The organism is Streptomyces sp. NBC_01689, assembly GCF_036250675.1.
Lineage (GTDB): Bacteria > Actinomycetota > Actinomycetes > Streptomycetales > Streptomycetaceae > Streptomyces.
In genome coordinates this window covers 4,269,876-4,281,467 of the sequence record NZ_CP109592.1, presented here as the reverse complement: position 1 = coordinate 4,281,467, position 11,592 = coordinate 4,269,876, and the positions used below count along the sequence as shown (strand labels likewise).

The following is an 11,592-nucleotide window of genomic DNA, read 5'->3' as shown; positions in this document are numbered from 1 at the left end:
CTGCGCCCCCTGGACCCCCGCCTTCGCCCGAAGGGCTCGTCCTCAAGTGCCGGACGGGCTGGGTATGTCAGCCCGTCCGGCACTTGAGGACGAGCCCTTCGGGCCGATACGGGGGTCTGGGGGCGGAGCCCCCGGAACAGGGGCGGGGATTCGGGGGAATGAACGCCCCGCGGCGGGGCAGGCGGACAGACGACCCCCACGGGATCCGGCGACGTCCGGGAGGAACGGGACGTACCCCCGCCCCGGACAAGAACCCGGCACCCCTCGGCGGCCGCCGCCCTCCGGGGTGAGCGGCCGCCCGTTCGGGCCCCCGGACATCTCTGTGGGGTGGGCCACACGGGACCCGGCCGTCGGGGGTGTCGGATGCGCGATAGCCTGACGGCGGATCTCTCTTGACGCCGAGAGATCGATCATCGGCACCTTTGATCGATCATTGCGGTGGACGCAGGGGACGATCCTGCACCCCGGGGCAGGGACGCCCCACCGCCAGCTGTCATACGGAGAACGCCATGACCCGCACTCCCGTGAACGTCACCGTCACCGGCGCGGCCGGCCAGATCGGTTACGCCCTGCTCTTCCGCATCGCCTCCGGCCAGCTGCTCGGCGCGGACGTGCCGGTCAAGCTGCGCCTCCTGGAGATCACGCCCGCGCTGAAGGCCGCCGAGGGCACCGCCATGGAGCTCGACGACTGCGCCTTCCCGCTCCTCGCGGGGATCGACATCACGGACGACCCGTCCGTGGCCTTCGACGGCACGAACGTCGCCCTGCTCGTCGGCGCCCGCCCCCGCACCAAGGGCATGGAGCGCGGCGACCTGCTGTCCGCCAACGGCGGCATCTTCAAGCCGCAGGGCAAGGCCATCAACGACCACGCCGCGGACGACATCAAGGTCCTCGTCGTCGGCAACCCGGCCAACACCAACGCCCTCATCGCCCAGGCCGCCGCCCCGGACGTACCGGCCGAGCGCTTCACCGCGATGACCCGCCTCGACCACAACCGCGCGCTGACCCAGCTCGCGAAGAAGACCGGCTCGACGGTCGCGGACATCAAGCGCCTCACCATCTGGGGCAACCACTCCGCCACCCAGTACCCGGACATCTTCCACGCCACGGTCGCCGGCAAGAACGCCGCCGAGGTCGTGAGCGACGAGAAGTGGCTCGCCGAGGACTTCATCCCGACCGTCGCCAAGCGCGGTGCCGCGATCATCGAGGCCCGTGGCGCCTCCTCCGCGGCCTCCGCCGCCAACGCCGCCATCGACCACGTGCACACCTGGGTCAACGGCACCGCGGACGGCGACTGGACCTCGATGGGCATCCCGTCCGACGGTTCGTACGGCGTCCCGGAGGGGCTCATCTCCTCCTTCCCCGTCACCACCAAGGACGGGCAGTACGAGATCGTCCAGGGCCTGGACATCAACGAGTTCTCCCGCGCCCGTATCGACGCCTCCGTCAAGGAGCTCGAGGAGGAGCGCGACGCGGTCCGCGGTCTCGGCCTCATCTGAGCCCCGTACCCCGCCGTACCTCGGCGTACCCGACGCAGGCCCCGTCCGGAACTCCCGGGCGGGGCCTGCGCCGTCGTGTGCGATAAATGCGGCGGCGCGGACGCGCGCCCCCTATGCTGTGACGCCGGACACACCAACGCGTGTGCGTAACACGGCAGTTCACGCCTCGGGGGAGCAGCGTTGACGCAGACATTCCAGTTACCTCAGCAGCCTCGGCCGCCACGGACCGTGGTGCCCGGTGAACCGGGTGTGCCGCCCGGGGCGAGCGAGGCGACCCGGCTGCTCTGCGCGGGCGCCTATCTGGACGCGGGCTACCGCGACGCGGTGATCGAAGAGCTGTACGTCCACGAGGAGCGGCTCGCGGCCCCCTCGCTCGGACACGACGCGGCACGCGTCCTGGCCCACGCGCTGCGCGCACGCCGGATCGAGCTGGGCTGGGCGGCCCTGATCCTGGGACTGTGGGTGGTGGGTCTCCCGCTCTCCGGCTATCTGCTGATCGCGCTCCTGTTCCCGTGTCTGTCCCTCGCCGCCGCCACCTGGATCCGGGGGTCGCAGGAACGTCCCCCGTGGTACCGGCGGTTCCCCGCGTGGTGGGTGCGGTGGACGGGGCGGATCCTCATGGTCTACGCCTCGATCACGACGGTGCGCGCGGCCTTTGGTTCCGTGGACCAGCAGGAGCTGTACGAGTTCTTCGACCTCATCCTCCCGACCCCGCTGGTGACGGCGCTCTTCGAGAACGGCGGGGTGCACATCCGGCCGGTCAACGCCTGGTGCGCGCTGCTCGTCCTGGCGCTCGTCGCGGTGTGCGTCGCCCTGCAGCGCGGTCAGTTCGCGCGGGCGCTGGCGCACGAGCTGCACCCGGCCCGCTTCGGCGACATGGCCGCCGACCCCGCCGAACTCGCCGAGGGGCGACGGTTCCAGCGGCTGCGGCAGCGCATCCGCGTCGAGCAGCACTCACCCCTGGTGATGTACCACGCGGCACACCCCTTCTGCGGTGCCGGGCGGGCGTACGACACCTGGAGCCTCGCCGTCGAACTGCGGCCGGACCCGGCGCGCGAGACGCCGCCGCTGCCCATCAACAACCGGGTGATCCTCGACCGGATCCACGAGCTGCTGGCGCGGTTGCGGCTGCCCTCGCCGCACGCCGGGGGCGCGGTCCGGGACCGGCTGCGCCGCCTGGAGATCGACGAGTGCGTGTTCCTGCCGGTGGCGGGGCTGCCGCGCCGGGATCTCGCGCCGTACCACCAGGACGCGTTCGTCGCGCACAGCGCCGAGTCGGTCGAGGAGGGCGGGGAGACCCGCCGGCACTTCCTGCGGGTGCGGGTGGGGGGCTGGGAGGAGGAGGTCGTCACCACCGTCTTCGTCCGGGTCCACACCCAGGGCGGCATGCTGATGCTGGAGATCGCCCCGCACGTCCTGCTGCCGGTCCGCGCCGACTTCGAGAACGCGGACCGCGTCGCCCACCAGCACCGTCACAACAGCCCCCTGGGCAAGGCGGTGTGGGCGCTCGTGCGCACCCCTCGCTCGGCGCCCCTGGCCGTCGTGACGGTGGCCCGGGGAGTGGCGCTGAGCTGGCGGATCCTCACCGCCGGCTACGGCGCGGCGATGCCGGACGGACCCGCGCGGTCGGTGCGCGAGCTGGGCTCGGGGGAGGCCGTCTCGCTCTTCCAGGACATGGACGTCGCCCGCTATCTCAAGTCGGTCCAGGACCGGGTCGCGCAGGGCGTGCGCCAGGTACTGAAGGACTCGGGCTACCGGACGGACGAGTTCGCGCAGAAGGTCGTCAACGTGAGCGGCGGCAGCACCCTGATCGAGAACGCGCGGGGGGCGTTCGCCGTGGGGGACAACAACGTCGTCACGAACCGGGCGCCGGATCCGGCGGGTCCGTCGGGCGCGCCCGGCACACCGGACGCGTCGAACGCACCGAGCACACCGAGCACACCGAGCACACCGAGCACACCGAGCACGTCGAACGGGGCGGGAGGGGACGGCAATGGCTGACGAGCAGGCCGCCGGAAGAGGATCCATCCACATCAGCGGTGTCAGCGGGGCCTTCGCGATCGGCGACGGGAACAACGTCGTCAATCAGCCGGGCGCCGGAGCGCCGGAACGCGACCAGGCACACGAGGAGTTGCTGCGCCAGGTGCGTGAACTCCGCGCCGACCTGGGGCGGCTGGTCGCCAGCAGTCAGACGGCCGGGCTGGAGCGTGAACTCGCCGTGGCCCAGGCCGAGATCGAGGAGTCGGGCCGGGCGGGGCAGAGCCGGCTCACCCGGCTCCGGCAGGCCCTCACGGACGCCGGAGCGCTGACCGGGCTGCTGGCCTCGGCGGGCGCGGTGGCCGAGTCCGTCTCCGCGCTGCTGGGGAACTGACCGTGGCGGGCAGGGACGAGGTCCACTGGAACGCCGAGACGCAGAGCTGGGACACGGGCGGCGCGCCGCCGGGCCGCTACACCCCGCCGCCTCCGCCGCGCCCGGGGTTCGAGCCGGTCCACCCGCCGGGCCCCGCGCCCGCCCCCGCCCCCGCCACCCCGCCCGGTCAGGGGCCGGGCGAAGGCCCCGCTGCCGACGCCGGAGCGGGCGCCGGTTCCACCGGCGAGGCCGGCCCCGCCGATGCCGGTCCCGGCGGGGCCGGGTCCGCGGTGGACTCCGGTCCCGGCCGAGGCTCCGGCTCGGCCCCCGCCGCCGCCCACGATCCGGGCGCCGGTCAGCCGAGCGCGTACCCGGCCCCCGTTCTCCACCCCGGCCCCGCCCCGTACTACCCGGGCTACGCGACGCCCGTGCCGCTTCCCGCCCCGGGACCCGGCTCGCGGCCCTCGGTGCGGCGGGTGGTGGCGGTGCTGACCGTGGCCCTCCTGGTCGGCGGGGCCGCGGGGTTCGGCGGCTGGTACGTGTGGAGCCGGGACGGCGGCGGCACGCACAAGGACGACGCCCGTACCAAGGTGTCCACCGCGCCCACGGGTCCGAGCGCCCAGGACACGTCCCTCTCCGGCCCGACCCCCGCGCCGAGCCTGGACGCCACCTCCGCGTCCCCGTCGGTGAGCGCCCTCCCCACCGGATACCACCGGGTGTCCAACGCGGAGTTCGGCACGGCCGTACCGGACGGCTGGCAGGCGGAGACGCAGGGCGGCAAGAACGGCGTCACGATCTACTTCTTCCGGGAATCCGGCGGAGGTCCCCGCTATCTGCAGGTCTTCCGGGTCAGTGAGGACGCCCCCACCCCGCGCGGCACGCTCACGGCGGCCGAGAAGGACCTCAGGAAACAGGTGCCCGGCTACCACCGCAACAGCCTCACCTCCGTGCCCGACGCCCGGGGCGAGGCCGCCGAGCTGGACTACTCCCACCCCAGCCGGAAGTGGGGGGTCGACGTGCGCACGCTGGACCGGGTCATCCCGGCAGGCGGCGGTCAGCTGTACGTCGTCCTCACCTCGGGACCTGCCGGGTCGTGGCCCGAGCAGCGGCAGATCCAGGAGGCCGCGGTGACCTCCTTCTGCCTGGCCGGCGCCTGCTGAACCGAGGTCCCGGCCGGAACCGCGGCGGCTCCGGCGAGCCCGGAGCCGCTTCCCGTCCGGTGAGCGGCCCGGCCGGGCGGTCGTGGCCCGGTGAGCGGCCCCGGCGAGTGATCGCCGTCCGGTGAGCGGCCCGGGAGCCCGGCCTCGCCGACACCCCCGTCCGTGGGGACGGGGGCGGCCGCGCCGCGTCCGGGCGGCCCTTCCGCTCCGGACCTTGTCCCGTCTGGTGGTCTTTCTGTCGATTTTTCAGTGACACGGCGCACTTCCGGTCACCGATCGTGCATGCATCCCGGGTCGGGGGGCATGCGCTCACGGTCCCCGAGAGTGACACGTCTGTGACACAGGGGAATGGATCAGGAACGGAAGGCAGCACCGACCATGGCCGGACACCAGGCTCAGCAGGCAGAACAGACGCTCCATGTGGGCGGGGAGTGGCGCGCGGCCGCGTCCCGCGCGACCCGCGAGATCCTCGATCCCGCCGATGCCAAGCCGTTCGCCGTGGTCGCGGAGGGTGACGAGAGGGACACCGACGCGGCCGTGGCGGCCGCCCGCGCAGCCTTCGACGGGGGTCCGTGGCCGCACACCCCCGTCGCCGAGCGGGCCGCGCTGCTGCGCCGGGTCGCCGACCTCCTGGTCCGCGACCGCGAGGAGCTCGGGCTGCTGGAGAGCCGGGACGCGGGCAAGACGGTCGAGGAGGGGCGCGTCGACATCGACTGTGTCGCGGACGCCTTCCGGTACTTCGCCGATCTGGTCGTGGGGGAGGGCGGCGGCCGGGTCGTCGACGCCGGGTCGAAGGACGTCCACAGTGTCGTCGTGCACGAGCCGGTGGGTGTCTGCGCGCTCATCACCCCCTGGAACTATCCGCTGCTGCAGGCCAGTTGGAAGGTCGCACCGGCGCTGGCCGCCGGGAACACCTTCGTGCTCAAGCCGAGTGAGATCACGCCGCTGACCACGGTCGCGCTGCTGCGGCTGCTCGTCGAGGCCGGTCTGCCCGCCGGGGTCGCCAATCTCGTCACCGGGCCCGGACACACGGTCGGCGCGCGGCTCGCCGAGCACCCGGACGTCGACCTCGTCTCCTTCACCGGTGGCCTGGTCAGCGGGGCGAAGGTGGCCAGGGCCGCGGCCGACACCGTCAAGAAGGTCGCCCTCGAACTCGGCGGCAAGAACCCCAACGTCGTCTTCGCGGACGCCTGCGCGACGGACGAGGACTTCGACACCGCCGTCGACCAGGCGCTCAACGCCGCCTTCATCCACAGCGGCCAGGTCTGCTCGGCGGGCTCCCGCCTCATCGTCGAAGAGTCGGTGCGTGAGCGCTTCGTCGCCGAACTCGCCCGCCGGGCCGGGCGGATCAGGCTGGGACGTGGCACCGAGGAAGGTGTCGAGTGCGGCCCGCTCGTCTCCGAGCAGCAGCGGGAGAAGACCGAGGCGTACGTCGCCTCCGCGCTGGCGGAGGGGGCCGTGCTGCGGGCCGGCGGGCAGCGTCCCGAACCGTCCGACGGCAGGCCCGCCACCGGCTACTTCTACGAGCCGACCGTCCTCGACCAGTGCCACCGCGGGATGAAGGTGGTCCGTGAGGAGGTCTTCGGGCCCGTCCTGACGGTGGAGACCTTCCGCACCGAGGAGGAGGCCGTCGCGCTCGCCAACGACACCGAGTACGGGCTCGCGGGGGCCGTGTGGACCACCGACGCGGGCCGCGCCCGCCGGGTCGCCGGACGGCTGCGGCACGGCACCGTCTGGATCAACGACTTCCACCCCTACCTCCCGCAGGCGGAGTGGGGCGGCTTCGGCAGGAGCGGTGTGGGGCGCGAACTGGGCCCGGCGGGCCTCGCCGAGTACCGCGAGACGAAGCACGTCTACCAGAACCTCGCGCCCAGGCCGGTCCGCTGGTTCGCGGGCTGACCCGCCGAAGCACCCCCCACCGCACACAGCACCTTGGAGCACGACCACATGCACGAGAACACGTACGACTACGTCGTCATCGGAGGCGGGACGGCCGGCTCCGTGATCGCCTCCAGGCTCACCGAGAACCCGGACGTCACCGTCGCCGTCGTCGAGGGCGGTCCCAGCGACGTCGGCCGTGAGGACGTCCTCACCCTGCGCCGCTGGATGGGCCTGCTCGGGGGTGAGCTCGACTACGACTACCCGACCACCGAACAGCCCCGCGGCAACTCGCACATCCGGCACAGCCGTGCCCGGGTGCTGGGCGGCTGCTCCTCGCACAACACGCTCATCGCGTTCAAGCCGCTGCCCTCCGACTGGGACGAGTGGGAGGCGGCGGGCGCCGAGGGCTGGGGCGCGGTGCCGATGGAGGCGTACTTCGCGCGGCTCCTCAACAACATCGTCCCGGTCGACGAGAAGGACCGGAACGCCATCGCCCGCGACTTCGTGGACGCCGCCCGGTCCGCGCTGGGCGTCCCCCGCGTCGAGGGCTTCAACAAGCAGCCGTTCACCGAGGGCGCGGGCTTCTTCGATCTCGCCTACCACCCCGAGAACAACAAGCGGTCCAGCGCGTCCGTCGCCTATCTGCACCCGGTGATGGACGAACGGCCCAACCTCACGCTGATGCTGGAGACCTGGGCGCACCGGCTGGAGCTGGCCGGGACCCGCGCGACGGGCGTGCACGTGCGCACCAAGGACGGCGAGGAGATCCTCGTACGGGCGAAGCGCGAGGTCGTGCTGTGCGCGGGCGCCGTGGACTCGCCGCGGCTGCTGCTGCACTCCGGCATCGGACCCGCCGCCGACCTGGAGGCGCTCGGCATACCCGTCGCCCACGACCTGCCTGGCGTGGGCGAGAACCTGCTCGACCATCCCGAGTCGGTGATCGTGTGGGAGACGGACGGTCCCATCCCCGAGAACTCCGCGATGGACTCCGACGCGGGCCTCTTCGTGCGCCGCGACCCCGGACACGCGGGCCCCGACCTGATGTTCCACTTCTACCAGGTCCCGTTCACCGACAACCCGGAGCGGATCGGGTACGAACGCCCCGCGCACGGCGTCTCGATGACGCCGAACATCCCCAAGCCGCGCAGCCGCGGGCGGCTCTATCTGACGAGCGCCGACCCGGCGGTCAAACCCGCCCTCGACTTCCGCTACTTCACGGACGAGGACGACTACGACGGCCGCACCCTCGTCGACGGGATCCGGATCGCCCGTGAGATCGCCGCGACCGAGCCGCTCGCCGGCTGGCTCAAGCGCGAGGTGTGCCCCGGTCCGGAGGTCACGGACGACGAGGAGCTGAGCGCGTACGCGCGCCAGGTCGCGCACACCGTGTACCACCCGGCGGGCACCTGCCGGATGGGGGCGGCCGCGGACTCCGACGCGGTGGTGGACCCCGAACTCAGGGTGCGCGGACTCGACGGTCTCCGGGTCGCCGACGCGTCCGTCTTCCCGACCATGCCCGCCGTGAACCCGATGATCGGGGTGCTCATGGTCGGCGAGAAATGTGCCGAGCTGATCGGGGGCGGTGCGTGATGAGTACCAGTGCCGGCAGTGCCAGTAACGCCAGCAGTGCCAGTGACGCCAGTGGTGCCGGGAGCGCCGGCGAGTCCGGTGGCGCCGGTACCGCGCACGGCTCCGGTGCGCCCGTCTTCTCCGTGGACGGGCTGTGGAAGGTCTTCGGGCCCCGGCCCGAGCGGGTCCCCGCCGACCCCGGACTGGCCGCCCTCACCCCCGCCGAGCTCCGCTCCCGCACCGGCTGCACGGCGGCCGTCCGGGACGTCGGCTTCGACGTGCGCAAGGGCGAGGTGTTCGTCGTCATGGGCCTGTCCGGCTCGGGCAAGTCCACCCTCGTACGGTGCCTGACCCGGCTCATCGAGCCGACCGCGGGCACGATCGCCATCGACGGCGAGGACGTGCGCGCCATGGACCGGGCCCGGCTGCGCGAACTGCGCCGCCGCCGTGCGGCGATGGTCTTCCAGCACTTCGGCCTGCTCCCGCACCGCTCGGTCCTCGACAACGTCGCCTACGGCCTGGAGATCCAGGGCGTCGGCAAGGCGGAGCGCCGCGAGCGGGCGGCCGCCGTCGTCGCCAAGGTCGGCCTCGAAGGCATGGAGCACCGGAGGCCCGGTCAGCTCTCCGGCGGTCAGCAGCAGCGCGTCGGGCTCGCCCGCGCCCTCGCCGTCGACCCCGAAGTGCTGCTCTTCGACGAGCCGTTCAGCGCGCTCGACCCCCTCATCCGGCGCGACATGCAGGAGGAGGTCGTCCGCCTCCACCACGACGAGGGCCGCACCATGGTCTTCATCACCCACGACCTGAACGAGGCCCTGCGCCTGGGCGACCGCATCGCCCTGATGCGCGACGGCCGTATCGTCCAGCTCGGCACACCCGAGGAGATCGTCGGCTCACCCGCCGACGACTACGTCCGCGAGTTCGTCCGCGACGTGCCCCGCGAACAGGTCATGACGGTCCGTACGGCGATGCGGCCCGCCTCCGCGGCCGAGGCCGTCCGGGGTCCGGCGGTGGCACCCGGGACGACCGTGTCGCAGGCCATCGAGGCGGTGGCCCGCTCCGGCGACACGGCACGGGTCATGGAGAACGGACGCTGCCTCGGCGTCGTGGACCCGGCCGCGCTGCTCGGGGTGGTGGCGGGGACGGACTCCGCGCCCCGCGGCGAGGAGGTGGCCTGATGGCCGCCGTCACCGCGACCGTCGGACACACCGGCGTCTCCGCCCTGCTCAGGAGCGCCGGCCGGCACCGCGCCCTGGCCAAGATCCTGCTGCTCGCCGTCGCCGCGGCCGTCCTCGTCCCGGTTCTCGACTCCCGCTGGGCCAGCGGTACCTGGCCGCACGCGCTCACCGTCGACCTCGCAGGCCCCCTCGGCAGAACCAGCGACTGGATCATCGACAACCGGGACAGCCACCCGCTGTTCCTGTACTTCTTCGGCTACGTCAGCAACGCCGTCGTCCTCTGCGTGCGCGCCGTCTACCTGGCGCTGCTCGCCGCGGGCTGGGCCGGCGTCACGGTGGCCGCGGCTCTGGTCGCCTGGCGGGCCGCCGGCATCCGGCTCGCGCTCGGAACGGCCGCCGCCTTCCTCGCCTGCGGGCTGCTCGGCATGTGGGTGCCCACCCTCCAGACGCTCGCGCTCATGGTGGTCGCCGTCCTCGCGTCCGTCGCCCTCGGCGCGCTGCTCGGCCTCGCCGCCGGTCTCTCCGACCGCACCTACCGCGCGCTGCGTCCGGTCCTCGACACCATGCAGGTGCTCCCGGCGTTCGCGTACCTGCTGCCGGTCGTCCTGGTCTTCGGGATCGGGGTCCCCGCCGCCGTCCTCGCCACCGTCGTGTACGCGGCGCCGCCCATGGCCCGGCTGACCGCGCTCGGCCTGCGCGAGGCCGACACCGGGGTGATGGAGGCCGTCACCTCGCTCGGCGCCACGGCCCGGCAGCGGCTGCTGACCGCCCGTCTCCCGCTGGCCCGCAAGGAACTCCTGCTGGGCCTCAACCAGACCATCATGATGGCGCTGTCGATGGCGGTCATCGCCTCCGTCATCGGGGCGGGCGGCCTCGGCGACCGTGTCTACCAGGCCCTCGCCTCCGTCGACGTCGGTGCCGCGCTCGCTGCCGGCATCCCGATCGTGCTGCTCGCGGTGGTCCTGGACCGGGTGACCGGCGCCGCGGGCGAGCGGCTCGGCACCCGCGCCGGAGGAACCGCCCTCACCTGGGTGTACGCCCTAGCCGCGGCCGTCGCCGCGGCGGTCGCCGGACGCCTCACCGACCGGCTCGACTGGCCCGGCACCTGGACCCTGCACATCGCCGAGCCGGTGAACCGCGTGGTCGGCTGGATGACCGACCACCTCTACTCCGGAGTCCCCTACCTCGGCGGCACCGCCGACTGGGCCGGCCGTTTCACCACCTGGGTCCTGGACCCCCTGCGGGACGGCCTCCAGGCGCTGCCCTGGTGGTCGGTCCTGCTGATCGTCGCCGCCCTCGCCTGGCTGATCGGCACCTGGCGCACCGCGCTCACCGCCGTCCTCGCGATGGCCGCGATCGGGGTGCTGGGCGTGTGGAAGCCCTCCCTCGACACGCTCTCGCAGGTGCTCGCCGCCGTTGCCGTGACCCTCGTGCTCGGCTTCGCGACCGGTGTGGCGGCCGCGCGCAGCGAGCGTGTCGAGCGGCTGCTGCGGCCCGTCCTCGACGTCTTCCAGACGATGCCGCAGTTCGTGTACCTCATCCCCGTGGTGGCGCTGTTCGGCGTCGGCCGCGCGCCCGCCGTCGCCGCGGCCGTCGTCTACGCCCTGCCCGCCGTGGTCCGTATCACCACGCAGGGACTGCGCGCCGTCGACCCGGCCGCGCTGGAGGCGGCCCGTTCGCTCGGCGCCACCGGCGCCCAGCAACTGCGCCAGGTCCAGCTCCCGCTGGCCCGCCCGGCCCTGCTCCTCGCCGTCAACCAGGGGGTCGTGCTGGTCCTCGCGGTCGTCATCATCGGCGGTCTGGTCGGCGGCGGCGCGCTCGGCTACGACGTCGTGTTCGGCCTCGCCCAGGGCGACCTGGCGACCGGCCTGGTGGCCGGAGCGGCGATCGTCTGCCTCGGCCTGATGCTCGACCGGGTGACCCAGCCGACCCGGCGGTCCACGAAGAAGGGAGCGTGA

At 73.3% G+C, this 11,592-nt stretch carries 8 protein-coding genes; all 8 read left to right on the top strand.

What is annotated here, in order from left to right:
• The first annotated feature begins 509 nt into the window (after positions 1 to 509).
• Positions 510 to 1,499, top strand: coding sequence for a malate dehydrogenase (locus OG776_RS18090; protein ID WP_148010108.1), 990 nt, complete (start codon positions 510 to 512; stop codon positions 1,497 to 1,499).
• A 231-nt stretch (positions 1,500 to 1,730) separates the two neighbouring features.
• Positions 1,731 to 3,500 carry a hypothetical protein gene (locus tag OG776_RS18085; protein ID WP_329321648.1) on the top strand — a complete coding sequence of 590 codons (1,770 nt, stop codon included), beginning with the start codon at positions 1,731 to 1,733 and terminating at the stop codon, positions 3,498 to 3,500.
• On the top strand, positions 3,493 to 3,870 hold the full coding sequence (locus tag OG776_RS18080; RefSeq protein ID WP_148014719.1) for a hypothetical protein: 378 nt from the start codon (positions 3,493 to 3,495) through the stop codon (positions 3,868 to 3,870). Before OG776_RS18085 ends, OG776_RS18080 begins: the two co-directional genes overlap by 8 nt.
• A gap of 2 nt (positions 3,871 to 3,872) precedes the next feature.
• Positions 3,873 to 5,009, top strand: coding sequence for a hypothetical protein (locus OG776_RS18075; protein WP_329321646.1), 1,137 nt, complete (start codon positions 3,873 to 3,875; stop codon positions 5,007 to 5,009).
• Between the two features lie 378 nt (positions 5,010 to 5,387).
• On the top strand, positions 5,388 to 6,908 hold the full coding sequence (locus OG776_RS18070; RefSeq protein ID WP_148010111.1) for an aldehyde dehydrogenase family protein: 1,521 nt from the start codon (positions 5,388 to 5,390) through the stop codon (positions 6,906 to 6,908).
• A 48-nt stretch (positions 6,909 to 6,956) separates the two neighbouring features.
• Complete coding sequence (locus OG776_RS18065) at positions 6,957 to 8,480, top strand: GMC family oxidoreductase (protein WP_148010112.1); 1,524 nt, start codon at positions 6,957 to 6,959, stop codon at positions 8,478 to 8,480.
• Positions 8,480 to 9,634 (top strand): quaternary amine ABC transporter ATP-binding protein, encoded by a 1,155-nt coding sequence (locus OG776_RS18060; RefSeq protein ID WP_148010113.1) that lies wholly within the window; start codon positions 8,480 to 8,482, stop codon positions 9,632 to 9,634. Before OG776_RS18065 ends, OG776_RS18060 begins: the two co-directional genes overlap by 1 nt.
• Positions 9,634 to 11,592 (top strand): ABC transporter permease, encoded by a 1,959-nt coding sequence (locus OG776_RS18055; RefSeq protein WP_329321642.1) that lies wholly within the window; start codon positions 9,634 to 9,636, stop codon positions 11,590 to 11,592. The genes OG776_RS18060 and OG776_RS18055 overlap by 1 nt, the downstream gene beginning before the upstream one ends.